Consider the following 24,710-nt stretch of genomic DNA (forward strand, 5'->3'; position numbering starts at 1 on the left):
AAGCGACGTGTGAACGGGCGATGGTTCGCTAAGGCATCGGGGCTCGCAATGCGGCTCGCACTGGCCGGCCTCTTCGGGGCGTCTTCCCTCATCGGCACGGCCCTGGCGCAGGGCTCGGGGCCCGAGGCCGGCGTCGGCCAGCCGGCCCCCTGGGGGCTCGGCCTGCAGCCGGCGGCGGGCCCGGTGAAGGAGGCCATCCACGACTTCAACACGCTGGTGCTGTGGATCATCATCGCCATCACCGCCTTCGTGCTGGTGCTGCTGGCCTATGTGGTGTTCCGCTTCCGCGAGTCGGCCAACCCGACGCCGTCGCGCACCAGCCACAACACCATCATCGAGATCGCCTGGACGGTGGTGCCGGTGCTGATCCTGGTGGTGATCGCGATCCCGTCCTTCCGCCTCATCTACTATGAGGACCGGGCGCACGACGCCGACCTGACGATCAACGTCCAGGGCCGGCAGTGGTACTGGCACTACGCCTATCCGGACAACGGCAACTTCGCCTTCGACAGCCGGCCCCTGGCGGATGAGGAGCTGAAGCCCGGCCAGCCGCGCAACCTGGCGGTGGACGAGCCGCTGGTGATCCCGGTGGGCGCGACCGTGCGGGTGCTGACGACCGGCCAGGACGTGATCCACAGCTTCTTCGTGCCCTCGCTCGGCGTGCAGAAATACACCATCCCCGGCCGCACGCTGGAGACCTGGTTCAAGGCCGACCGGCCGGGAACCTTCTACGGCCAGTGCAACCAGATCTGTGGCACGAACCACTGGTTCATGCCGATCCAGGTGCATGCGGTGCCGCAGGCCGAATTCGAGGCCTGGGTCGCGCAGGCCAAGACCAAGTATGCCCAGGCGGATGGCGCCCCGGCCCCGCTGGCCACGGCGGCCCCGGCACAGCAACTCGCAGCCCTGCCCCGGTGAGCCCGGCGGCAGGACTGACCACGACGATCGACCTCCAGGCGGGACGGATCCATGGCGACCGCGACTGACAGAGAAGCCCACGACCCGCATGCCGCGCACGGAGATGCGCATGGGCACGGGCACGACGAGCACCACGACCACGCGCCCGGCTTCGTGGCGCGCTGGTTCTTCAGCACGAACCACAAGGACATCGGCACCCTCTACCTGATCTTCTCGGTCTTCGCCGCGGTCATCGGCGTGCTGCTGTCCGTGGTGATGCGGCTTGAGCTGCAGAATCCCGGCCTGCAGTACTTCTCGGACGGCCAGCTCTGGAACTCCGTGGTCAGCGCCCATGGCCTGATCATGGTCTTCTTCGTGGTGATGCCGGCGCTGATCGGTGGGTTCGGCAACTGGTTCGTGCCGATCATGATCGGCGCGCCGGACATGGCCTTCCCGCGCATGAACAACATCAGCTTCTGGCTGCTGGTGCCGGCCTTCATGCTGCTCGCCGCCTCGCCCTTCGTCGGCGAGGGCGCCGGCGCGGGCTGGACGATCTACACCCCGCTCTCGAGCAACGAGTACCACCCGAGCGCCTCGATGGACCTGGCGCTGTTCGCGCTGCACCTCGCGGGCGCCAGCTCGATCATGGGCGCGGCCAATTTCATCACGACCATCTTCAACATGCGCGCGCCGGGCATGACCCTGCACAAGATGCCGCTGTTCGTCTGGTCGATGCTGGTCACCGCCTTCCTGCTGCTGCTCGCGGTGCCGGTGCTCGCCGGCGTGATCACCATGCTGATCACCGACCGCAACTTCGGCACGGCCTTCTTCAAGCCCGAGGGCGGCGGCGACCCGGTGCTGTTCCAGCACCTGTTCTGGTTCTTCGGCCACCCCGAAGTCTACATCATGATCCTGCCGGGCTTCGGGATCATCAGCCACATCGTCTCGACCTTCAGCCGCAAGCCGGTCTTCGGCTATCTCGGCATGGCCTACGCCATGGTGGCGATCGGCGTGGTGGGCTTCATCGTCTGGGCCCACCACATGTTCACCAGCGGCATCGACGTCGACACCCGCGCCTACTTCATGGCGGCGACGATGGTGATCGCGGTGCCGACCGGCGTGAAGATCTTCTCCTGGATCGCCACCATGTGGGGCGGCTCGATCCAGATGCGGGTGCCGATGCTCTGGGCGATCGGCTTCATCTTCCTCTTCACCCTCGGCGGCGTCACCGGCGTGAAGCTGGCCAATGCCGGCGCCGACGTGGTGCTGCACAACACCTATTACGTGGTGGCGCATTTCCACTACGTGCTCAGCCTCGGCGCCGTCTTCTCGATCTTCGCCGGCTTCTACTACTGGATCGGCAAGATGAGCGGGAAGCCCTACCCCGAGTTCTGGGGCAAGGTGCATTTCTGGATGCTGTTCATCGGCGCCAACCTGATCTTCTTCCCGCAGCACTTCCTCGGTGCCCAAGGCATGCCGCGGCGCTACCCGGACTACCCGGACGCCTTCTGGGGCTGGAACATGGTTTCCTCCATCGGCTCCTACATCGCCGCGGCCTCGATGCTGGTGTTCTTCTACGTCTGCTACCGCACCTTCACCTCGAAGGAGCATCTGGCGGACAACTACTGGGGCCCGGGCGCGACCACGCTCGAGTGGCAGGTGAGCAGCCCGCCGCCCTTCCACACCTTCGAGGAACTGCCGCACGTCCGTTGAGGCGTGGCCGCGCCGGGGCCGCGTGCCCCGGCGCCCTTACCTATGACCACAGGTTTCGCCATGCCTCTTTCCCTCCCCCGGGGCATGGCATCCCCCTGGTACAAGGCCCAGACCCGCGATCATGAGTGACGTGACCCTTTCCTCCGCCTCGGATGCCGTCATCCCACAGGACCTGTCCGAGGTCCGCGACTGGGTGACGCTGCTGAAGCCCCGGGTCATCTCGCTCGTCGTGCTGACGGGCCTGGTCGGGATGCTGGTGGCGCCGGGCCGCCTGCCGCCGGCGCTCGCCATCGCCACCGTGCTCTGCATCGCGCTCGGCGCCGGCGCCGCGGGCGCGATCAACATGTGGTACGACCGCGACATCGACGCGCGGATGAAGCGCACCGCGGCCCGCCCCATCCCGGCCGGCCGGATCGAGCCGGGGGCGGCGCTGGCCTATGGCGTGGCGCTCGCCGCCGCCTCGGTCATCATCCTCGGCCTGGCGACCAACTGGGTGGCCGCCGGGGTGCTGGCGCTCTCGATCGGCTTCTACGTCTTCGTCTACACCATGTGGCTGAAGCGCCGGACCAGCCAGAACATCGTCATCGGCGGCGCCGCCGGCGCCTTCCCGCCGGTGATCGGCTGGGCGGCGGTGACCGGCGGCGTGACGCTCGAGCCGCTGCTGCTCTTCGCCATCATCTTCTTCTGGACCCCGCCGCATTTCTGGGCCCTCAGCCTCTTCGCGCATGCCGATTACGAGCGGGTCGGCGTGCCGATGCTGCCGGTCACCCATGGCGCGCGCGAGACCCGGCGGCAGGTGCTGCTCTACACCCTGCTGCTGCTGCCGCTGACGCTGACGCCGGTGCTGCTCGGCTTCGCCGGCTGGGTCTATGCCGCGGTGGCGGCGCTGCTCGGCATCGTCTTCCTCGGGCATGCCCTCGCCGTCTGGCGCGACCGCCAGGATGCGGCGGGGCGCAGCCTGACCGGCGACGCGCCGGCCAGGAAGGCCTTCCGCTACTCGCTCTCCTATCTCGGCCTGCTCTTCATCGCTCTGGCGGTCGACCGGGTGCTGCTCGGATGAGGCCGCCCCGTCCCGAGCCAGGCCGCCGGCGCCCGAGGGCCTTGCCATGCCAGCCGCGCAGGCCGGCATGACGCCGGAGCAGCGCGCCGATTTCGAGCGGCGGCGCCGGCAGAAGAACTGGGCCGTGCTGGGCGTGCTGATCGCCCTCGTCATCCTGTTCTTCTTCATCAGCACAGCCCGCGTGCTGCGCGGCTGACCGTGCCCGATCCCCGCGATCCCGTTCCCTGCGAGCCATGACCCAGATCAGTCCGGAGTCCCGCGCCGCCACGCTTCGCCGCCGCAACCGCCGCATGGCGATCGGCGTCGGCGCCTTCGTCTGCGGCATGGTCGGCCTCGCCTTCGCCTCGGTGCCGCTCTACGACATGTTCTGCCGCGCCACCGGCTACAACGGCACGGTGCAGGTGGGCGGTCCGGCGGCGCCGGGCGCCGCGGCGCAGCAGGTCACCATCCGCTTCAACGCCAACACCCATCCCGGCCTGCCCTGGCGCTTCGCGCCGGACCAGGGGCCAATGCGGCTGCATCTGGGCGAGGAGGGGATGGCCTTCTACAAGGCGGCCAACCTCGCCGCCGAGCCGGTCACCGGCGTCGCCACCTACAACGTCACGCCGGAGGTGGTGGGCAAGTATTTCCACAAGACCGCCTGCTTCTGCTTCAATCAGCAGACGCTCGAGCCGGGGCAGCAGGTGGACATGCCGATCACCTTCTGGGTGGACCCGAAGATGGCCGCGGACCCGGTGACGCGCGACATCCGCACCATCACCATCAACTACACCTTCTTCCGCAGCCTCGACGACGCCGAGCGCTCGGGCGCCCTGGCGAGCGCCGCGCCGCATGTCGGCGCCGCGCCGCGCGCCACGCCATGAGCCGCTCCCGCCGCCCGGCGCCCCCGCCGCGCCCGGTCGGGGCGGGCTTGATCGGGGCCGGGATTTCGGAATTGATGCCCAGCATCGGCGATGCCGCCTCGCAGCGCGGCGCCTGACAGGATCGAACCAGGACGAGACATGGCCAGCACCACGGATCTCGCGGCGGAGCCCGCGCCGCTGCACAAGCACCCCTACCACCTGGTCGATCCCTCGCCCTGGCCGCTGGCCGGCGCCTTCGCGGGCGGCGCCTTCGTGCTCGGGATCGTTCTGCTGTCGCATTACGGCATCCACTGGATGCTCTATCTCGGCGTCGCCAGCGTGCTCGCCACCATGTTCTTCTGGTGGCGCGACGTGATCCGGGAGGCGCGGACGCCCGGCATGCACACCCCGGTGGTGCGCATCGGCCTGCGCTACGGCATGGCGCTGTTCATCGCCTCCGAGGTGATGTTCTTCGTCGCCTTCTTCTGGGCCTATTTCCATTTCGCCCTCTACCCGCAGCACGTCTCCGGCGCGGCGGAGGCGGTGTGGCCGCCCCAGGGCATCCATACCTTCGATCCCTTCGGCCTGCCCTTCCTGAACACCATGATCCTGCTGCTCTCGGGCTGCACGGTCACCTGGGCGCACCATTCGCTGCTGCACAACGACCGCAAGGGCCTGATCGCCGGCCTGGCGCTCACCGTGCTGCTCGGCATCTCCTTCACCACCTTCCAGGTGATCGAGTATTCCGAGGCGCCCTTCGCCTTCACCGGCGGCATCTATCCCTCGACCTTCTTCCTCGCCACCGGCTTCCACGGCTTCCACGTGCTGGTCGGCACCACCTTCCTCCTCGTCTGCCTGATCCGGGCCTCGCGCGGCGCCTTCACGCCGGAGCGGCATTTCGGCTTCGAGGCCGCGGCCTGGTACTGGCACTTCGTCGACGTTGTCTGGCTGTTCCTTTTCGTCTGCATCTACCTCTGGGGTGCCGGCGACATCATGGAGCATTGAGGTGACGGCGGGTTCGGCCCGGGATCGGGCCGCCCCGCTGGTGCCGGCCGTCCTGCTGGGCCGCTGTCCGCGCTGCGGCAGCGGCCCGCTCTTTTCCGGGCTGCTGACGGTGCGCGACACCTGCCCGGAATGCGGCCTGGACCTGCGGGCGCATGATGCCGGCGACGGCCCGGCCATGGCCGGCATCTTCATCGTCGGCGCGCTGGCGGTGATCGCGGCGCTGGTGGTGGATGCGAAGTACCAGCCGCCGCTCTGGCTGCATGCGGTGCTCTGGCCGGTCATCGTGCTGCCGCTCGCGCTGCTGGTGATGCGGCTGGCCAAGGCCCTGCTGGTGGCGCTGCAGTACCGGCACCGGCTGCGGATCTCGGCATGACCCTGCGCCGCTGGGCGCTGGTGCTGCTCGCGCTGCCCCTGCTCGCCGTGCTGCTCGGCCTCGGCACTTGGCAGGTGCGGCGGCTGCACTGGAAGACCGGGCTGCTCGCCAGCATCGCAGCGGCGGAGGCGGGGCCGGCGCAGCCGCTCGGCGCGGCGGTGCCCGCCCCCTTCGCCAAGGTCAGCGCCACCGGCCAGTTCGACCATGGGCGGGAGGGGCTGCTCGGCGTCGAGCTGCGCGGCACCACCATGGGCGCGCATCTGCTGACGCCGCTGCTGCGCCCCGGGGCGCCGCCGCTGCTGGTCGATCGCGGCTGGGTGCCGGTGGAGCGCAGCCAGGGCATCGACCGGCCCGCGGGCGAGGTGACCGTCACCGGCTATGTCCGCGCCCCGGACGAGCGCGACTGGAACTCGCCGCGCGACGACCCGGCGGCGCGCCGCTTCTACCTGCTCGATCCGGCGGCGATCGGCGCGGCGCTCGGCCTGCCGCCGCCGGCGCCCTTCGGCCTGGTGGCGCTGGCGCCCCCCGGCACCCCGCCGCATGTCCTGCCAGCCGCCGCGCGCAGCCTGCCGCGGCCGAACAACCCGCATCTCGGCTATGCCATCACCTGGTACGGCTTGGCCGCGGCGCTGGTCGGCGTCACCATCGCCTTCCTGCTGCGGCGTCCCGCCACCGGGCCGGGGGCGCCCGATTCTGCCTGCGAGACCGCCGATGACCGCCGCCTATGACCGCCTGAAGGCCCGCTTCGCCCGCATCGCCCTGCTCGGCGAGGCGCAATCCATGCTGCACTGGGATGCCAGCGCGATGATGCCGCCGGGCGGCGCCGCGGCGCGCGGCGAGCAGCTCGCGGCGCTCGCCGGCCTCGCCCATGACCTGCTCACCGCGCCGGAGGTGGGGGACGACCTCGCCGCCGCCACGGCCGGGGGCGCGTGGGATGCGCCGAACCTCGCCCTGATGCGCCGCGCCCATGCCCGCGCCGCGGCGCTGCCCACCGCGCTGGTCGAGGCGATGGCGATCGCCAACAGCGCCTGCGAGGCCCGCTGGCGGGAGGCCAAGGCAGCGGCCGACTTCGCCATGGTCCGGCCGCGGCTGGAGGAGGTGGTGCGGCTGCAGCGGGAGATGGCGGCCGCGCTCGCCGCCGCGCTCGGCCTCGATCCCTATGACGCGCTGATGGAGGGCTACCAGCGCGGCGTCACCGCGGCCGAGCTGGAGCCGGTCTTCGCCGCCTACGAGGCCTTCCTGCGCGAGGCCCTGCCGCAGGCCGAGGCGATCCAGGCCCGCCGCCCGGCGCCGGTGCCGCTGCCCGGCCCCTTCCCGGTGGAGCGGCAGCGCGCGCTCTGCCGCGCCCTGTCGGAGCGGGTTGGCCTCGACTACGCCCATGCCCGGCTGGACGAGAGCCTGCACCCCTTCTGCGGCGGCACGCCCACCGATATCCGCCTGACCACCTTCTATGCCGAGGCGGATGTCGCCAAGGCGCTGATGGGCGTGCTGCACGAGACCGGCCACGCCCAGTACGAGCGCGGCCTGCCCGCCGCCTGGGCGCGCCAGCCGGTGGGCGAGGCCGCCGGCATGGCGGCGCATGAGAGCCAGAGCCTGATCGTCGAGATGCAGGCCTGCCGCTCCGACGCCTTCCTCGGCTTCCTCGGCGGCGAGCTGCACCGTGCCTTCGGCGGCGATCCGGCGCTGTATTCCGTGCCGAACCTCGCCGCGCAGTGGCGCCGGGTCGGGCGCGGCTTCATCCGCGTCGATGCCGACGAGCTGACCTATCCGGCGCATGTCATCCTCCGCTTCCGGCTCGAGCGGGCATTGATCGAGGGCCGGCTCGCCGTCGCCGACCTGCCCGCCGCCTGGAACGAGGGGCTGCACGGGCTGCTCGGCATCACCCCGCCGGACGACGCGCAGGGCTGCCTGCAGGACATCCACTGGCATGACGGCGCCTTCGGCTATTTCCCGAGCTACACCCTCGGCGCCATGGCGGCGGCGCAGCTCATGCGCGCGGCGCGGCGCGACCGGCCGGAGATCGACGCGGCGCTGGCCCGGGGCGAGATGCAGCCGCTGATGGGCTGGCTGCGCGAGAAGGTGCACGGCCAGGGGGCGCGCCTCGGCTTCCAGGACCTGCTGCGCCACGCGACGGGCAAGCCGCTCGACCCGGCGGATTTCACCGCGCATCTCCGCGCCCGCTACCTGCAATGAGCCCGGCGGCCGGCTTGCCGCCGGCCGGGGCAGGGGACAGGCTGTGGCGACGGAGGAACTGCCATGGCCATGCGTTACGCGGTGCGCGCCCACAACCTGTCGGCGCAGTCCGAGAACAAGATCCATGACGACGCCGTGGCCCGCCGCTTCGGCTTCCGCGGCGCCCTGGTGCCCGGCGTCGAGGTCTATGCCTATGCCTGCCACCCGGCCGTCGAGCGCTGGGGCCGCGACTGGCTGGAGCGCGGCACCGCGGATTGCCGCTTCCTCTCGCCGGTGCATGACGAGGAGCTGGTCGAGGTCGAAGCGGTGGAGGCGGCCGAGGGGCTGGCGCTGACCGTCCGGCGGGGGGAGACGATCTGCGCCACGGGACATGCGGCGCTGCCGCCCGCCGCCGGGGCGCCCTCCGCCGCCCCCGAGACCCCGCCCTGGCGCGCGCCGCCCGCCGAGCGGCCGCCGGCGAGCGAGGCGAGCCTGGCGCCGGGCACCGTCCTCGGCACCGCCCCGCTCGAGGTCACGCCCGCGGCGGCGGCCGCCTATCTGGCGGCGGTGCGGGAGACCAGCCCGCTCTATGCCGAGGCCGGGCTCGTGCATCCCGGCATGGTGCTGCGTCTGTGCAACCAGGCCCTGGTGCAGAATGTGGTGCTGGGCCCCTGGATCCATACCGGCAGCCGGGTGCGCAACCTGGCGGCGGCCCGGATCGGCGAGAGCCTGGTGGCGCGCGCCCGGGTCACGGCCAATGGCGAGCGCAAGGGGCATCGGATCGTCGAGCTCGTGGTGCAGGTGGTGACCGGCGCGGGCCGGCCCATCGCCCTGGTGGAGCATGCGGCGATCTGGCGGCCCCGCCAGCTCGGCTGAGGCGCCGGCGGGCCATGGGCACGGGCCCTGGGCACGGGCTTCGAGCCGGAATTTTCATCTGGATGGAGGCGCAGGCCGGCGGTATTGGTTGCGAAATCGACTCGAGATATCGCCCCGATGCAGCCGGCCCCCGGTCAGATCCCGCTCTCCGCGGCCGCCATGCGGCCCCGGGCCGGCGCGTCGTCCGGCCCGGGGCCGGACCGGCAGAGGGATGGGTGACCGCGACGACCCTCCGCCTGCAGCAGGCGGTCCTGGCCGCAGCGCTCGCCGTGCCCGCCCTGCTCTTCGCCATGGCGGCGTGGTGGAATTGCGGCGAGGTGCTGCAGGAGGGGGCGGAGACGGTCCAGCGCACCGCCGCGGTCATGCAGGAGCAGGCGGCGAAGGTGCTCGACAGCGCCGACCTCATCCTCGCCCGGGTCGCCGAGCACCTGCGGGACATGGATGCGGCGCGGATCGCCGCGCCCGAGACCAGCGCCTTCCTGCGGGCCACGGAGCGGGCGCTGGACCAGGTGGTCTCGATCTGGGTGACCGATGCCGAGGGCCGTGTCCGCGCCGGCAGCGGGCCTTGGGACCCTGCCGCCTCCATCGCCGACCGCGACTTCTTCCAGGCGCATCGGGAGCGGCCGGATGCCGGCGCCTATGTCAGCGCCGCCTTCGTCGGGCGCGCGACCGGCATCGCCTCCTTCGCCATCAGCCGCCGGCGCTCGAAGGCCACGGGCGCCTTCGCGGGCACGATCCATGTCGCGCTGAGCCCGGACTACTTCGCCCGCTTCTATGCCGAGGCCGCGCCGCCCTTCCGGCATGTCGCCGGCATGCTGCGGGCCGATGGCGCCATCCTGGTGCGCGAGCCGGGCCCGGCCGCCGAGCAGGAGCGCCTCGAGGCCGGGAGCGCGCTGATGCGCCAGATCGCCGCCGGCAGCCGGCGCGGCCTCCTCACCGGCCGCCTCGACACGGAGGGCGGCCCGCGCGTCTGCGCCTATGCGCAGGTCGGCAACTGGCCGGTCTACGTCTTCTTCGGCGCCGATACCGCGGCGCTGCTGCAGCGCTGGCGGACCAACCTGTTCGCCTATGGCATGGTGGCCGCGGCGGCGGCGCTGATCCTGCTGCTCGTCGCCCTGCTCGCGCTGCGCCAGGCCCGGGCGGCGATGGCGGCCGAGGCGGCGCTGCGCCGCGCCGTGGTCGAGCGGGCCGCGGCCGAGGCGCGGCAGGCGGCGGAGGCCCGCTTCCGCGGCGTCTTCGAGAGCCGTGCCATCGGGATGGCGATCTTCGATGCGGTCACCGGCGAGACCCTGGCGGCCAATGACCGGCTGCTGGAGATGACCGGCAGCAGCCGGGCGCAGTTCGAGGCCGGCCCCTGGGACCTGCTGGGCACCACCCCGCCCGGGCAGCGGGCGCTCGACGAGCGGGCGCGGGCGGAGGCGCGGGCGCGCGGCTGGTGGGACCCCTACGAGACCGAGTTCCTCCGCCCGGACGGCTCGCGCCTGCCGGTGCGGCTCTCCACCGCGCCGCTGCCCGGCTCGTCCGGTCGGGTGGTGGTGCTGGTGCAGGACATCGCCGAGCAGCGGGAGGCGGAACGCCGGCGCGACCTGCTGATGCGGGAGGTGGACCACCGGGCCAAGAACGCCCTCGCCACCACCCGCGCCGCGCTGCGGCTGACCCGGGCGCCGGATATCGAGAGCTTCGTGCGCGAGGTGGATGGGCGGATCGGCGCGCTGGCCCAGGCGCTCACCCTGCTCTCCAACACCCAGTGGCACGGCGCGGCCCTCGAGGCGCTGCTGCGGGGCGAGCTGGCGCCCTTCCTCTGCGCCAGGCAGGGCGAGCCGCGGGCGGTGCTGCAGGGGCCGCCGGTGACCATTGCCGCGACGGCGGTGCAGCCGCTGGCCATGGCGATCCACGAGCTGGCGACCAATGCGATGAAGTACGGCGCCCTGTCCCAGCCCAATGGCCGGCTGCTGCTGGACTGGGGCTGGGCCGGCCCGGCCATGGAGACCCTCACCCTGACCTGGCGCGAGCGGGGCGGGCCGGCCGTCGAGGCGCCGCCCGGCAATTGCGGCTTCGGCACCCGCGTGCTGCAGGGCACGGTGACCCGTCAGCTCGGCGGCAGGCTCGAGCTGTGCTGGGACCCCGAGGGGCTGGTCGGCCGGATCGAGCTGCCGGTGGCCCGGGTGGTGGCGGCCGCCGCCGTCCCCGACCCGATCGCCCTGTGACGGCGGCCGGCGGCGCGGGCCGGGATCATACCAGCGGCATGACGGCCGTCCGTATCAGTTCACCCCGACGGCGCCGCCGAGCACCTCGCCGATCCCCGCATGCAGGACGAGGTCGGCGATGTCGTCGAGCCCGGTCTCCTGCCGGTTGACGATGACCAGACCGGCGCCGTTGCGCTTGGCCATCTCCGGGAAGCCGGCCGCCGGATAGACGAGGAGGGAGGAGCCGAGGACGAGGCAGAGATCGGCCGCCAGCACCGCCTCGCGGGCACGCCGCATGGGCTCCTGCGGCATGGCCTGGCCGAAGCTGACCGTCGCGGTCTTCAGCAGCCCGCCGCAACCGCGGCAATCCGGCACCGCATCCGTCTGGGCGAAGGCCGCGTGGATGTCGGCGATCTCGTGCCGCAGCCCGCAGGCGAGGCAGGTGGCGTAGGTGGTGTTGCCGTGCAGCTCGATCACCTGCGCCTCCGGCACGCCGGAGGCCTGGTGCAGGCCATCGATGTTCTGGGTGATGACGTCGCGGACCTTGCCCTCGCGCACCAGCCGGGCGATGGCGCGGTGGCCACGGTTGGGCTCGGCGGCGCGCATGGTGGCGTCGCTCTCGAAGCGCCGCCGCCAGGCCTCCCGCCGCGCCGCCGGTGAGGCGAGGAATTCCTGGAAGTAGATCGGCTTCATCTTCTCCCAGGTGCCGGTGCCCGGGCTGCGGTAGTCGGGGATGCCGGATTCCGTGCTGATCCCGGCGCCGGTGAAGACGACGATGCGGCGGGCGCCCTCGATCATGTCCCGCAGCTGCTCGATCTGGCGGTTCAACACGTGCCGAACTCCTGCGAAGAGGAAGCGACGCCCTCTGATCCCGACGGACCGGTCCTCTGCCCGGTCCGAGGCCCCGAAGGGCGCCGCCACCAGTGTGGCGTAGCCAAGCCGCTGCAAGCGGCGCCGGCGCATGAGAGCATCGATGCGCCGCCATCGATGCAGGCCGGTATCAGGCCGCATCCTCCAGGATCATCGCCGCGGCCTTCTCGCCGATCATGATGGTCGGGGCATTGGTGTTGCCCGTGGTCAGGGTCGGCATGACCGAGGCATCGGCGACCCGGAGCCCGGCGATGCCGCGCAGCCGGAGCCGGCTGTCCACCACGCTCGCCGGGTCCTCGCCCATGCGGCAGGTGCCGACGGGGTGGTAGATGGTGGTGCCGTACTGCCGGTTGAAGGCGAGCATCTCCGCCTCCGAGGCGACGCCCGGGCCGGGCAGCGTCTCCTCGACGCTGTGGCGGGCGATGGCGGGCTGGGCGAAGATCCGCCGCACCATGCGGATGCCCTCGGCGAGCAGCCGCTGGTCGCCGGGGGCCGAGAGGTAGTTCGGGCGGATCGCCGGCCGGGCGAAGGGATCGGGCGAGGTCGCCATCACCGTGCCGCGGCTGTCGGGCTTCACCGGGCAGATGGCGCAGGTCATGCCGGGCGCCGTCTCCAGCACGCCGAACTGGCCGAGCGCGTAGCTCGCCGGCGTGAACAGCAATTGCAGGTCGGGGCTGGCCAGCCCCTCGCGGCTGCGGGCGAAGACCTGCGCGGTGGTGACGCCGAAGGTGAGCGCGCCGCGGCCGAGGGCGAAGAAGCGCGCCACCTCGCCGGCGAGCCGCAGCCCATGCGCGAGCTGGTTGGTGCTGAGGCTGTCCTTCACCCGGTGCTGCACGCGGGAGACGTAGTGGTCCTGCAGGTTGGCGCCGACCTGCGGCATGTCCTGCACCACTTCGATGCCGAGGCCTTGCAGATGCGCCGCCGGGCCGAGGCCCGACAGTTGCAGCAGGTGCGGCGAGTTCACCGCGCCGCCCGAGAGGATGACCTCGCGCCGCGCCCGGATCCGCTTCAGCGCCCCGTGCTGGCGGTATTCCGCGCCGATGCAGCGCCGCCCGTCGAAGAGCAGCCGGCTCGCCTGCGCCTCGGTCTCGACGCGCACCTTGCCCCTGGCCCGGGCGAGGAAGGTGCGGGCGGTCGAGCCGCGCCAGCGGCCGATGCGGGTCATCTGCGAATAGCCGACGCCCTCCTGCTCCTGCCCGTTCAGGTCGCGGCGGAAGGGGTGCCCGGCCTGCTGCGCCGCCTCGATGAAGCGGTGGGTGAGGGGGAGGATGGTGCGGTAGTCCTCCACCTGCAACGGGCCGCCCCGGCCGCGATAGGCCGGGTCGCCGCCCTGGACGTAGTGCTCGCTGCGGCGGAAGAAGGGCAGCACCTCGTCATAAGACCAGCCGCGGCAGCCCATCTGCGCCCAGATGTCGAAATCCGCCGGGTTGCCGCGGACATAGAGCATGCCGTTGATGGAGGAGGAGCCGCCGAGGGTGCGGCCGCGCGGCCAGCGGATCTCGCGGCCCTGGGTCGCCGCCTCCGCCTCGGTGGTGTAGCCCCAGTTCACCAGCTTCTGGTTCTGCAGCAGCTTGATCATGCCGGCCGGGATGTGGATCCAGGGATGCCGGTCCTTCGGCCCCGCCTCCAGCAGCGTCACCCGGGCGCCGCTCTCGCCCAGCCGGGCCGCGACCACGCAGCCGGCCGAGCCGCCGCCGATGACGAGGTAGTCGGTCTCTTCCATAGCCTGGCGTCTCTCCCTGGCCGCCAGGGTGGCGCATCAGGCGGCGCGGCGGAAGGTGAGGGCGAGGTTGTTCGCCGGCATCGCGATGATCTCCGGCGCGCCGAAGCCCGCCGCCGCCGCGGCCTCCGCCACCGCCTCCAGGTCGCGCAGGCCCCAGTCCGGGTCCTGCGCCCGCAGGCTGGCATCGAAGGCGGCGTTGGAGGGCGCGGTGTGCCGCCCGCCCTGCCGGTAGGGACCGTAGAGGATGAGCGGACCGCCCGTCGGCAGCAGCCGCGCGGCGCCGCGCAAGAGGCCGAGCCCCGCCGCCCAGGGGGCGATATGGAGCATGTTGATGCAGACCACCGCATCGGCACGGTCGAGCGGCCAGTCCGGTGCCGCGGCGTCGAGGGCGAGCGGCGGCCGCAGGTTGGGCAGCCGCGCTTCGCCGGCCCAGGCGGCGATGCTGGCGCGGGCGGCGGGGTCCGGGTCGCTCGGCTGCCAAACCAGGCCGGGCAGGGCAGCGGCGACATGCACCGCATGCTCGCCGGTGCCGCTCGAGACCTCCAGCACCAGGCCGCGCGCCGGCAGCACCCGGCGGAGGACGGCGAGGATCGGGTCGCGGTTGCGCTGCGTCGCGGGGGCGTGGCGGCGGGCATTGGTCATCCGCCGAGCATGCCCCCGGCGCTATCGCGCCGCCATGCCGGCGGCCTCGACCACCGGCCGCCAGGCCCGCTGGAAATCCGCGACGAGGCGGCGGTAATCCTCGGCGTCGAGCGGCTGCGGCGGCGGGGTCAGCCCGGCCGCCCGCAGCGCCTCCGCCACCTGCGGCAGGGCGACGACGCGGTTCACCGCGCGATTGAGCTGCACGACCAGATCCGGCGGCAGGTCCCGCGGCCCGCTCAGCCCGGTCCAGGCGGTGGCCGTCAGCTGCGGGAGGCCGAGCGCGGCGAAGCTCGGCACATCGGCCAGCCGCCCGGGGACCGGGCCGCTGACCGCCAGGGCCCGAACCCGCCCCGCCTGCAAGGCCGGCATGGCGCTCGCCAGCGGCGCGATCAGGCTGTCCACCTGGTCGTTGACCAGGTCCTGCATCGCCGCGGCGGTGCCACGGTAGGCGATATGGGTGAGCTGCGCGCCCGTCGCCTTCGCCAGCATCTCCCCCTGCAGGTGCTGCAGGCTGCCGAGCGCCGGGCTGCCATAGGTCAGGCCGCGCCGCCAGCTCTGCGCCGCGCGCAGCCAGGGCTCGAAGCCGGCGAAGCGGCTGCCGGCGGGCACCAGCAGCACGCTCGGGGTCTCGGCGATGAGGGCGACATGGGTGAAGTCGCGGTCGCTGTCATAGGGCGGCCGGTCGACCAGCGGCGCCATGCCGAGCGGCGCGGTGTTGGTCAGGCCGAGGGTGCGGCCATCCGGCGCGGCATGCATCAGCGCCTCCGCCCCCGGGATGCCGCGGCCGCCTGGTCGGTTCTCGATCAGGATGGCGCGGCCGAGCGCATCGGCGAGCGGCGGGGCGAGGATGCGCGCGGCCGTGTCGACGCCGCCGCCGGGGGCGAAGGGGACGATGAGCCGGATCGGGCCGTTGCCGCGGCGCGGCGGATCGGTCGCCTGCGCGGCGGCGAGGCCGGGCAGGAGCAGCAGAGCCAGGGCATGGCGGCGGCGCATCGGGAATCTCCGGCGCAAACGGGCGCCTGGGCGGGAGCTGTCCGCATGCGCGCAAGGCAACGGCCGAGGCCCGTGTGTGGTCGCGTGATCGACGCTGTCCGGCGAGTCCGCCGCACGCGGTCACGCTACATCTGATACGGCACCCGCGCTCATTCCAGGGTCGCCGCCGGCGCTGCCGTGGCGGCACCGAAGCGCAGCCCGTGGCGCGCCGCATAAGCCGCGAGGCGCCCGGCATCCTGCGCCGGATCGGCGAGGCCGACATGCCCGTCCGGCCGCAGCAGATAGGCGGCGTCGCGGTGGAACCCGGCCTGCCCGGCGGCCTCGGTCCAGGGCCAGGCATCGAGCGGCAGGCCCTGGGCGGCGAGCGCCGCGGCGTAGCCGGGGCGGACCGCGCCATGGATCTGCACCCGCCAGGACCGCCCGTCGAGCGGGGCGAAATTATCCACCTCCCCCAGCCAGGGCAGCCGCTCGCCGCCCGCGATGCCGCCGGCCCGCCCCTCGCTGAGGGCGCTGTCGGGATAGGCGATGCGGATCTGCGACAGGATGCGGAAGAAGGCGTGCCGCCCGGCGCCGGTGCTGGCGACGAGCGGCAGCAGATGCGGCAGCAGCCAGCGCCGCAGCAGCCGGCCGCCGAGCCCGCCGGCCACCGCGCCGCGGAAGGCGCGGTCGGTGGTGGCGACGAGCTGGCGGGCGAAGGGGATGCGCTCGTCCTCGTAGCTGTCGAGCAGCGCCGGCGGGGCCCGGCCGCGCACCACCTCCGCCAGCTTCCAGGCGAGGTTCACCGCATCGCCGATGCCGGTGTTCATGCCCTGGCCGCCGGCCGGGCTGTGGATATGGCCGGCATCGCCGGCGAGGAAGGCGCGCCCGCGGCGGAACTGCGCCGCGACGCGGTGGTGCACGTGGTAGGTGGAGAACCAGTTCACCGCCGCGACGCGGATGCCGAGCAGCGCCTCGACCTCGGCGCGGATATCCTCGAAGCCGAGCCCCGCGCGCCCGGCCAGGGCAGGCGGCACCACGCCGATCAGCCGCTGCACGCCGCGGCTGCGCACCGGCAGCATCAGGGCCAGGCCCCGATCCGCGAGATGGATGAAGAGGTCGCGCTGGAAGGTGCCCTCGATGCGGGCGTCGCAGACATAGAAAAGCTGCGCATAGGTGCCGCCCGCGAAGCCGAGGCCGAGCGTCTCCCGCACCCGGCTATGGGCGCCGTCGCAGCCGCAGAGCCAGGCGGCGCGGCATGTGGTCTCGGCCCCGTCGCGGCGCAGCGTGGCGGTGACGCCCTCCGGCGTCTCGGTGAAGCCGGTGAGCTCGGTGCCCCATTCCACCGCGAGGCCCGCCTGCTGCAGCGCCGCCACGAGCAGGCGCTCATGGTCGTCCTGCGGGAAGGCGAGGGCGAAGGGATAGGGGCTGAGCCCGGCGCCGAAATCCCGCAGCGGGAGGCGCGCGGCCTCCGCCCCGGCCTCGATGAGGTGGACCGCCTCGACCGGCACGCCGCCGGCGACGACCCGCTCGGCGAGGCCGAGGGCGCGGTAGAATTCCAACGTGCGGGCCTGCACCACCATGGCGCGCGAGGCCTCGCCCGGGCCCGCCGCCCGGTCGAGGATGCGGCAGGCGATGCCGCGCCGGGCGAGGGAGAGGGCGAGCACGAGGCCGGTCGGGCCGGCGCCGGCGATGAGGATCTCGGTCTCGGACATCGGCTGCTCCCTGGACGGGCCTGGAGACGAGGGTTATGCCGATAAAACTGACCAATGGGTCAGTCATTCATCGCACGTTTCCGGGAGCCCGCCCTGGTGCCTGATTTGCCCGACCCGCTGCCCGACCCGCCGCCGCCCCGCCGCGCCCGCCGCCCGAGCCCGGAGCGCACCGCCCGCACCCGCCAGGCGATCCTGGCGGCGGCGCTCGACGTCTTCCTCGCCCAGGGCTTCGCGGCGACGCGCATGGCCGATGTCGCGGCCCGGGCAGGCCTCGGGAAGGGTACGCTCTACCTGCATTTCGCCGACAAGGCGGCGCTGTTCGAGGGGGTGCTGCAGGCGGCGATCGGCGCCCCCCTGGCCGGCCTCGCCGCCGCCGCCCCCGCGCCGGGCGAGCCGGTGCGCGAGACGCTGCGCCGGGGCCTCGGCCCGGTGCTGCGGGAGATGGAGGCCTCCCGCCGTGCCGCGGTGATCCGTCTGGTGCTGGCCGAGGCCGGGCGCCTGCCCGAGGTGGCGGCGATGTACCGGCGCATCGTCATCGTCCCCGGCCTCGCCGCGATCCGCGCCCTGGCCCGGCTGGCCGCGGTGCGGGGCGAGCTGCGCGGCGAGGCGCTGCTGCGGCACCCGCAGCTTCTGGTCGCGCCGGTGCTGCTGGCGGTGCTGTGGAACGGCTTCTTCGCCGAGGGCGAGCCGATGGACCCGGAGGCGGTCTTCGCGGCCCAGCTCGACCTGCTGTTCCTCCCCCAGCCGGGCGTTCCCGAGCTGGGCGTTCCCGACCCGGGCACTCTGCTCTAGGTTGCGCCCCCCATGCTCTATCTCAGCACCCGCGGCCAGGCCGCGCCCCGCGACTTCGAAGGCGTCCTGCTGGCCGGCCTCGCCGAGGATGGCGGGCTGTTCCTGCCGGCGACCTGGCCCGTCCTGTCGCCGGCCGAATGGCGTGCGCTGCGCGGCCTGCCCTATCCCGAGCTGGCGGCGCGGCTGATGCAGCCCTTTATCGGCGAGGCGCTGACCCCGGCGACGCTGCTCGGCCTCACCGAGGCCGCCTATGCCGGCTTCGGCAGCCCGGCGGTGGCGCCGCTGGTGCAGCTCGACCACCGCAGCTTCATCCTGGAGCTGTTCCACGGGCCGACGCTCGCCTTCAAGGACATGGCGATGCAGCTGCTCGGGCGGCTCTTCGACCAGGTGCTGGCGCGGCGCGGCGAGCGGATCACCATCGTCGGCGCCACCTCGGGCGATACCGGCTCGGCGGCGATCGAGGCCTGCCGCGACCGCGACGCCATCGACATCGTCATCCTCCACCCCGAGGGGCGGACGAGCGAGGTGCAGCGGCGGCAGATGACGACCGTGCTCGCCGGCAACGTCGCCAACCTCGCCGTCCGGGGCAGCTTCGACGACTGCCAGGACCTGGTGAAGGCGATGTTCAACGACGCGCCCTTCCGGCAGGAGATGCGGCTGGCCGCGGTGAACTCCATCAACTGGGCGCGGATCGCGGCGCAGATCCCCTATTACGCCTATGCCGCCCTCTCGCTCGGCGCGCCGGACCGGCCGGTGGCCTTCAGCGTGCCGACCGGCAATTTCGGCAATGTGCTGGCCGCCTGGGCGGTGCGCGAGATGGGGCTGCCGGTGGAGCGGCTGATCGTCGGCTCGAACCGCAACGACATCCTGGCCCGCTTCCTCGCCGCCAACGACATGTCGGTGAAGGGCGTCGAGCCGAGCCTCTCGCCGAGCATGGACATCCAGGTGAGCTCGAATTTCGAGCGCCTGCTCTTCGAGCTGCTCGGCCGCGACGCCGCGGCGACCGCCGAGACCATGCGCCGCTTCCGCGCCGAGGGCCGCATGCCGGTGCCGGAGGCCGCCTGGCGGCGGGCCACCGAGCTGTTCCGCGGCGTCGCGCTCGATGACGAGGCGACGCTGGCCGAGATCCGGCATCTCTGGGACCGCGCCGGCTACCTCGCCGACCCGCATACCGCGATCGGCACCGCCGCCGCCCGGGCGGCGGCGCCGCGCGATCCCGCCATCCCGGTGGTGGTGGCCGCGACGGCGCATCCGGCGAAATTCCCCGATGCGGTGGCGCGCGCGACCGGCCAGCGCCCGCCCCTGCCGCCGCGCCTCGCCGACCTGCCGGCGCGCGAGGAGCGGTTCTCGGTGCTGCCGGCCGAGCTCGACGCGGTCGAGGATTTCGTCCGGGCGCATACCCGCCGCAACCGGGGCTGACCCGACGGCAACCGACTGGAGCAGTCTCCGTTCGCCCGCCTTCACGGCGAATGCTCCGGCCTTCCGTTTCCGGAGCGTCTTCGCCCGTTCGCGTGTTGCCACTCGAGGTGTTTCCACCTCGGGCGATCATGCTCCGACCGCCTGCTGCTGCGTTGCAGCGGCGGCGGCGGGACTGGCCCGCCGCGTCGAGGCGCTGGTCGCGGCGCGGCTGCCCCGCGCCGCCCGCGGCCTGGCGCGGCCACATGCAGGAGCCGAGGCATGAAGGACCATCCCGCCGCCTATCAGGCCAGCCAGGGCGGTGCCCTCGCCCTCGATGCGGCCTTCTACGACCGCATCGCCGCCGAGACCGCCGGCCGCAGCCTGGTCGAGCAATTCACCATCCCGATCCGCACCGGCCGCGCCTGGCGGGTGCCGGCCGGGCATGTCTTCCGCATCGTCGCGGTGGAGGGGCCGCAGGTCGGCGACCTCAACCTGTGGAACGCGGAGGACCCGCGCGAGCGCTTTTGGGCCTCGCGCACCCGGCAGCTCCAGGGCGCGCATGTCAGCACCCATGACCGGTTGTGGTCGACGCTGCCCTTCCTGCGGCCGATGGTGACCATCACCGCCGACAGCCTCGCCGGCTACGGCATCGACGAATACGGCGGGCGGGTCCACGACCTGCTCGGCACCCGCTGCGACCCCTATGTGAACCAGATGCTGAGCGGCGAGAGCTTCGATTTCTGCTGCCACTCCAACCTGACCCGGGCGGTGCTGCCCTTCGGCCTGACCGAGTTCGACGTGCACGACGTGCTGAACGTGTTCCAGTGCACCGGCCTCAACCAGGACGACCTGTACTTCATGCGGGCGAGCCCGGCGCAGGCGGGCGACTACCTGGAATTCTTCGCCGAGATCGATCTGCTCTGTGCCCTCTCCACCTGCCCGGGCGGCGATCTCTCGGTGCCGCTCTGGGGGCCGGAGGCGCGCGACCCGCTGGAGGTGTGCCGGCCGCTCGGGGTCGAGGTGCATCGCCTCGACCCCGCGCTGCTCGCGGGCTGGTCGCCGCCGCGGCGCGCCGCCTATCGCGGCGGCCATGGGCTGCGGCTGGCGCCGCCCCCCTGGGCGCGCTGAGGGCGCCGGCTCAGCGCCGCAGCTTCGGCGCGAGGTCGCGCTCGAAGACGGCGATGAACTCCTCCTGCTGCGGCCCGACCTGGGTCAGGATGATGTGGTCGAAGCCGGCCTCGACGTATTTCGAGATGCTCTCCAGGTGGCGGTCCGCCGAGGGGCCGCAGCTCACCTGCTGCGCCACCACCTCCGGCGTGATGTGGCGCGAGGCCGCCTCGAAGCCGCGCGTCGTCGGCAGCTCCGCCTGCACCGGCCAGCCGGTGACCGACCAGCGGAAGTAGCGATGCGCGGTCTGCTGCGCCTCGGCCTCGGTCTTTGCCCAGCAGAGCGACACCTCGGCATAGCAGGGGCCGCTGCCGCCGGCCTCGCGGAAGGCCTCGATCAGCTCGCGCTTCGGCTCGGTCGCCACCAGCCCGTCGCCCTTGCGCCCGGCCAGCCGCGCCGCCTCCGGCCCGCCGGCGGCGACCGCGACCGGCACCTTGCGCTGCGGCCGGTCGTAGAGCTTCGCCTGGTCGAGGCTGAAATACTGGCCGCGATAGTTGCTGAGCTCGCCCGAGAGCAGGCCCTGGATGATGTCGATGGCCTCCGACAGCCGCTCGTGCCGCTCGCCGATGCCGGGCCAGCCCTGGCCGGCGACATGCTCGTTCAGCCGCTCGCCGGCGCCGAGGCCGAGGGTGAAGCGGTCGTCGCTCAGCAGCGCGACGGTCGCCGCGCCCTGGGCGATGATGGCCGGGTGGTAGCGCATGATCGGGCAGGTGACGGCGGTCATCAGCCCGATGCGCGTGGTCGCCTGGGCCAGCGCCCCGAGCACCGACCAGGCGAGCGGCGCATGCCCCTGCTCCTCGATCCAGGGCGAGAAATGGTCGGAGATGGCGGCGAGGTCGAAGCCGGCCTGCTCGGCCCGCTGCAGGTTGCGCACGAGGTCCTTCGGCCCGTGCTCCTCGGACATCAGCTTGTAGCCGAAATGGGTCATCGGTCGGGGCTCCGTCGGCAGAGCGTCGGCAACGCGGGGCGGCGGCGAATGGTCGCAGCGCCGGCCGCGGCGGCATCGGGCCGCCGCGGCCGGGATGCGGGCCGGCGGGGCGGCCCGAACCGCCCGCCGGGACGGACGTTGTGGGGGCGCCATGACCCGGCCGGACCCGCTCAGCCGCTACCGCGCGAAACGCGACTTCGCCCGCACCGCCGAGCCGCCGGGGGCGGCGCCCAGGCCGGCGGAGGGCCGAGGGGGCCGCTTCGTCGTGCAGAAGCACGCCGCCTCGCGGCTGCATTTCGATCTCCGGCTCGAGTTGGATGGGGTGCTGAAATCCTGGGCGGTGACCCGCGGCCCCTCGCTCGACCCGGCGGAGAAGCGCCTCGCCGTGGAGGTCGAGGACCATCCGATCGACTACCGCAGCTTCGAGGGCGTCATCGCGGAAGGCTATGGCGCCGGCACGGTGATGCTCTGGGACGAGGGGCGCTGGGAGCCGGCGCCGGAGGTGGCCGACCCCGCGGCGGCGCTGGAGGCGGGCAACCTGAAATTCATCCTGCAGGGCGAGCGCCTGCGCGGCGGCTGGGACCTCGTGCGCATGAAGCCGCGGCCGCGCGAGCGGCAGCCGCAATGGCTGCTGATCAAGCGCCGCGATGCCGAGGCGCGGCCGGGCGAGGGCGGGGGGCTGGTGGAGGCGGCGCTGACCTCCGTTGCCACGGGCCGCAGCATGGAGGAGATCGCCGGCGGCCAGCCGGCCGCGAAGCGGCGCGCGGCGGCCAAGCGCCAGGCCGCGCCGCCGCGACGGTCGGAGCCGGCGCCGTCGGCCTCCGCCGGGCGCCGTGCCGGCCCGGCCGCGCCGCGCCTGACCCATCCGGAGAAGCCGCTCTGGCCGGCGGAAGGGATCACCAAGCAGGACCTCGCCGATTACTATGCCGCCGCCGCGCCGCGGCTGCTGCCGCAGATCGCCGGCCGGCCGCTCTCCCTGGTCCGCACCCCGGACGGGATCGAGGGCAAGCGCTTCTTCCAGCGGCACCCGATGCCGGGCCTGCCCGCCGCCATCCGGCGGCTGGAGGTGCCGGGCGAGGCGCGGCCCTGCCTCGGCGTCGACAGCCCCGAGGGGCTGCTCGCCCTGGCGCAGATGGGGGTGACGGAGATCCATCCCTGGGGCGCGCTCGCGGCCGATATCGAGCGTCCCGACCGGCTGGTCTTCGACCTCGACCCGGATGAGGGCCTGCCCTTCGCCCGGGTGGTCGAGGCGGCGCAGGTGCTGCGCGAACGGCTGCGGGGGCAGGGCCTCGCGCCCTTCTGCAAGACCACCGGTGGCAAGGGGCTGCATCTGGTGGTGCCGCTGCGGCCGGCGGCGGGCTGGGCGGCGGTGCGGGCGTTCTGCCAGGGGCTGTGCGAGTCGCTGGCCGCCGAGGCGCCGGAGCGCTTCACGACGGAGGCCGCCCAGGAGGCCCGCCGGGGCCGGATCTATCTCGACTATCTGCGCAACGACCGCAGCGCCTCCGCGGTCGCCGCCTGGTCGCCGCGGGCCCGGCCCGGCGCGACCCTCGCCATGCCGCTCGCCTGGCGGGAGGTCACGGCGCGGCTCGATCCGCGGGCCTTCACCATCGCCACCGCCGCCGCCCGGCTGCGCCGGCCGGATGCCTGGGCCGGGCTGGCGGCGGCGGCCCGGGCGCTGCCGGCGGCGCGCCCCGGCGCCTGACCCCGCCCCCCCCACGCCGCCCCGGTCGGATGACGAAAGGGATAACCGCCCGGCCTGCGCGCAACGGTCGCATTGGCGGCGCATCCGTCCTAGATGGAAGGCTGCCAACGCCTGTCCGGACGGCCCGCTCCCGCTTGCCCACCCCTCCCGCCGGCCCTTCCCGTCGGCCCAAGGGGGGCCCGGCCGTCCCCCGCCCGAGGAACCCGAATGTCCGACGCCGTCCGCCTGACCCGCCTGCCCAGCGGCCTCACCATCGTCTCCGAGACCATGCCGCGGGTCGAGACCGTCTCGATCGGCGCCTATGTCGCCGCCGGCACCCGGCATGAGAGCGCGGCGGAGAACGGCGTCTCCCACTTCCTCGAGCACATGGCCTTCAAGGGCACCGACCGCCGCAGCGCCGCCGACATCGCGCGCGAGATCGAGAATGTCGGCGGCCACCTGAACGCCTACACCTCGCGCGAGAACACCGCCTATTACTGCAAGGTGCTGAAGGAGGATGTCGGCCTCGCCGCCGACATCATCGGCGACATCCTTACCCACAGCACCTTCGTCCCGGAGGAGCTGGAGCGCGAGCGCGGCGTCATCCTGCAGGAGATCGGCCAGGCGAACGACACGCCGGACGACATCATCTTCGACCACTTCCAGCTCACCGCCTTCCCCGGCCAGCCCATGGGCCGCCCGACGCTCGGCACCGAGGAGGTGATCGGCGGCATGAAGCGCGAGGCGCTGACGGGCTACATGCGCCACCATTACGGGCCGGAGCGGATGGTGATCGCCGCCGCCGGCGCCGTGGAGCACGAAGCGGTGGTCGATCTGGTGCAGCGCCACTTCGCCGACCTGCCGCAGGTGGCGCCGCCGCCGCCCGAGGCGGCGCGCTATGTCGGCGGCGAGTTCCGCGAGGAGCGCGACCTCGACCAGGTGCACATCGTCCTCGGCTTCCCCTCCACCGGCTACAAGGACCGGCTGCACTATCCCTCGATGCTGCTCTCGACCCTGCTCGGCGGCGGCATGTCCTCGCGGCTGTTCCAGGAGATCCGCGAGAAGCGCGGCCTGGTCTACTCGATCTACTCCTTCGCGCATCCCTTCGAGGATGGCGGCCTCTTCGCCGTCTATGCCGGCACCGGCGAGAAGGAGGCGGAGGAGCTGGTGCCCGTGACGCTCGAGGAGCTGCGCAAGGTGCAGACCGACGTGACGCGGGACGAGCTGGACCGCGCCAAGGCGCAGCTCCGCGCCTCGCTGCTGATGTCGCTCGAGAGCACCGGCAGCCGCACCGAGCAGCTCGCCCGGCAGATCCAGGTGCATGGCCGCATCATCCCGATCGAGGAGACCAAGGCGAAGATCGCCGCGGTGACCATCGAGGAGGTGCAGGAGGCGGCGCGCGCCGCCTTCCGCGGGGCGCCGACGCTGGCCGCGCTCGGCCCGGCGGGCCGGGTGCCCGGCCTGCCGCAGATCGCCGAGCGGCTGGCGGCCTGAGCCGCTTCCCAGGCGGCCGCCGCCCGGCGCCGCGGGGGCGGTGATCGCCCCTGGCCCAGGGGTGGCCGCCTCGCGGCCGGGCCGCGGCAGGTGGGGCCGGGCGCGGCGGGAGCCCTCCGGCCTCCTCCGCACCCCCTCTCCCTGGCGGGGCGACGTCGCCGCCCGGGCATGGCATATCCGCGCCCCCAGGGCCGGTCCGGCCTGCCG

22 protein-coding genes are annotated in these 24,710 nt (G+C 73.3%); 16 read left to right on the forward strand and 6 right to left on the reverse strand.

Annotated elements, in window-relative coordinates:
• The first annotated feature begins 48 nt into the window (after positions 1-48).
• The 11 genes from coxB to DOO78_RS01665 all read left to right on the forward strand — a co-directional run bounded on the left by coxB (position 49) and on the right by DOO78_RS01665 (position 11,145).
• Entirely contained in the window at positions 49-918 is an 870-nt protein-coding gene (gene coxB, locus DOO78_RS01620) for a cytochrome c oxidase subunit II (RefSeq protein ID WP_111467968.1), read from the forward strand.
• Positions 919-969: 51 nt separating this feature from the next.
• On the forward strand, positions 970-2,610 hold the full coding sequence (gene ctaD / locus DOO78_RS01625; RefSeq protein ID WP_111467969.1) for a cytochrome c oxidase subunit I: 1,641 nt from the start codon (positions 970-972) through the stop codon (positions 2,608-2,610).
• A 121-nt stretch (positions 2,611-2,731) separates the two neighbouring features.
• The gene (locus tag DOO78_RS01630) at positions 2,732-3,670 is read left to right on the forward strand and encodes a heme o synthase (RefSeq protein ID WP_111467970.1); all 939 of its coding nucleotides are present in this window, start codon (positions 2,732-2,734) and stop codon (positions 3,668-3,670) included.
• 46 nt (positions 3,671-3,716) lie between these two features.
• The gene (locus DOO78_RS27300) at positions 3,717-3,866 is read left to right on the forward strand and encodes a hypothetical protein (RefSeq protein WP_165838641.1); all 150 of its coding nucleotides are present in this window, start codon (positions 3,717-3,719) and stop codon (positions 3,864-3,866) included.
• Positions 3,867-3,903: 37 nt separating this feature from the next.
• Positions 3,904-4,533 (forward strand): cytochrome c oxidase assembly protein, encoded by a 630-nt coding sequence (locus tag DOO78_RS01635; protein ID WP_111467971.1) that lies wholly within the window; start codon positions 3,904-3,906, stop codon positions 4,531-4,533.
• A 138-nt stretch (positions 4,534-4,671) separates the two neighbouring features.
• On the forward strand, positions 4,672-5,517 hold the full coding sequence (locus DOO78_RS01640; RefSeq protein WP_111467972.1) for a cytochrome c oxidase subunit 3: 846 nt from the start codon (positions 4,672-4,674) through the stop codon (positions 5,515-5,517).
• 1 nt (position 5,518) lies between these two features.
• On the forward strand, positions 5,519-5,890 hold the full coding sequence (locus DOO78_RS01645) for a DUF983 domain-containing protein (RefSeq protein WP_243634300.1): 372 nt from the start codon (positions 5,519-5,521) through the stop codon (positions 5,888-5,890).
• Positions 5,887-6,618, forward strand: coding sequence for an SURF1 family protein (locus DOO78_RS01650; RefSeq protein WP_111467973.1), 732 nt, complete (start codon positions 5,887-5,889; stop codon positions 6,616-6,618). The genes DOO78_RS01645 and DOO78_RS01650 overlap by 4 nt, the downstream gene beginning before the upstream one ends.
• Positions 6,602-8,083 carry a carboxypeptidase M32 gene (locus DOO78_RS01655; RefSeq protein WP_111467974.1) on the forward strand — a complete coding sequence of 494 codons (1,482 nt, stop codon included), beginning with the start codon at positions 6,602-6,604 and terminating at the stop codon, positions 8,081-8,083. Before DOO78_RS01650 ends, DOO78_RS01655 begins: the two co-directional genes overlap by 17 nt.
• Positions 8,084-8,146: 63 nt before the next feature.
• The gene (locus tag DOO78_RS01660; RefSeq protein ID WP_111467975.1) at positions 8,147-8,938 is read left to right on the forward strand and encodes a hypothetical protein; all 792 of its coding nucleotides are present in this window, start codon (positions 8,147-8,149) and stop codon (positions 8,936-8,938) included.
• 215 nt (positions 8,939-9,153) lie between these two features.
• Positions 9,154-11,145 carry an HWE histidine kinase domain-containing protein gene (locus DOO78_RS01665; RefSeq protein WP_165838669.1) on the forward strand — a complete coding sequence of 664 codons (1,992 nt, stop codon included), beginning with the start codon at positions 9,154-9,156 and terminating at the stop codon, positions 11,143-11,145.
• 54 nt (positions 11,146-11,199) lie between these two features.
• On the opposite strand, the gene DOO78_RS01670 is transcribed toward DOO78_RS01665, so the two are convergent.
• The 5 genes from DOO78_RS01670 to DOO78_RS01690 form a co-directional block, all read right to left on the reverse strand.
• Entirely contained in the window at positions 11,200-11,952 is a 753-nt protein-coding gene (locus DOO78_RS01670; RefSeq protein ID WP_207802755.1) for an SIR2 family NAD-dependent protein deacylase, read from the reverse strand.
• Between the two features lie 172 nt (positions 11,953-12,124).
• Positions 12,125-13,717 (reverse strand): GMC family oxidoreductase, encoded by a 1,593-nt coding sequence (locus tag DOO78_RS01675; protein WP_111467977.1) that lies wholly within the window; start codon positions 13,715-13,717, stop codon positions 12,125-12,127.
• Positions 13,718-13,753: 36 nt separating this feature from the next.
• Complete coding sequence (locus DOO78_RS01680) at positions 13,754-14,359, reverse strand: DUF938 domain-containing protein (protein WP_111467978.1); 606 nt, start codon at positions 14,357-14,359, stop codon at positions 13,754-13,756.
• A 21-nt stretch (positions 14,360-14,380) separates the two neighbouring features.
• The gene (locus tag DOO78_RS01685; protein ID WP_111467979.1) at positions 14,381-15,352 is read right to left on the reverse strand and encodes a tripartite tricarboxylate transporter substrate binding protein; all 972 of its coding nucleotides are present in this window, start codon (positions 15,350-15,352) and stop codon (positions 14,381-14,383) included.
• 149 nt (positions 15,353-15,501) lie between these two features.
• Positions 15,502-17,043 carry an FAD-dependent monooxygenase gene (locus DOO78_RS01690; protein ID WP_111467980.1) on the reverse strand — a complete coding sequence of 514 codons (1,542 nt, stop codon included), beginning with the start codon at positions 17,041-17,043 and terminating at the stop codon, positions 15,502-15,504.
• Positions 17,044-17,139: 96 nt separating this feature from the next.
• Between DOO78_RS01690 and DOO78_RS01695 the strand changes: the two genes are divergently transcribed.
• The 3 genes from DOO78_RS01695 to DOO78_RS01705 all read left to right on the forward strand — a co-directional run bounded on the left by DOO78_RS01695 (position 17,140) and on the right by DOO78_RS01705 (position 20,361).
• On the forward strand, positions 17,140-17,835 hold the full coding sequence (locus DOO78_RS01695; RefSeq protein ID WP_207802756.1) for a TetR/AcrR family transcriptional regulator: 696 nt from the start codon (positions 17,140-17,142) through the stop codon (positions 17,833-17,835).
• 12 nt (positions 17,836-17,847) lie between these two features.
• Positions 17,848-19,254, forward strand: a complete 1,407-nt coding sequence (thrC, locus tag DOO78_RS01700; RefSeq protein ID WP_111467982.1) for a threonine synthase — start codon at positions 17,848-17,850, stop codon at positions 19,252-19,254.
• 258 nt (positions 19,255-19,512) lie between these two features.
• Entirely contained in the window at positions 19,513-20,361 is an 849-nt protein-coding gene (locus tag DOO78_RS01705; RefSeq protein ID WP_111467983.1) for an urea carboxylase-associated family protein, read from the forward strand.
• A gap of 10 nt (positions 20,362-20,371) precedes the next feature.
• Here the strand turns inward: DOO78_RS01705 and DOO78_RS01710 are convergent, their stop codons facing one another.
• Entirely contained in the window at positions 20,372-21,328 is a 957-nt protein-coding gene (locus DOO78_RS01710) for a TIGR03557 family F420-dependent LLM class oxidoreductase (RefSeq protein WP_111467984.1), read from the reverse strand.
• Positions 21,329-21,479: 151 nt separating this feature from the next.
• On the opposite strand from DOO78_RS01710, the gene ligD reads away from it, so the two are divergent.
• Positions 21,480-23,030 (forward strand): non-homologous end-joining DNA ligase, encoded by a 1,551-nt coding sequence (ligD, locus tag DOO78_RS01715; protein ID WP_111467985.1) that lies wholly within the window; start codon positions 21,480-21,482, stop codon positions 23,028-23,030.
• A 207-nt stretch (positions 23,031-23,237) separates the two neighbouring features.
• On the forward strand, positions 23,238-24,503 hold the full coding sequence (locus DOO78_RS01720; RefSeq protein WP_111467986.1) for a M16 family metallopeptidase: 1,266 nt from the start codon (positions 23,238-23,240) through the stop codon (positions 24,501-24,503).
• Positions 24,504-24,710 lie beyond the last annotated feature (207 nt).

It is taken from the genome of Roseicella frigidaeris (assembly GCF_003258945.1).
Taxonomy (GTDB): Bacteria; Pseudomonadota; Alphaproteobacteria; order Acetobacterales; family Acetobacteraceae; genus Paracraurococcus; species Paracraurococcus frigidaeris.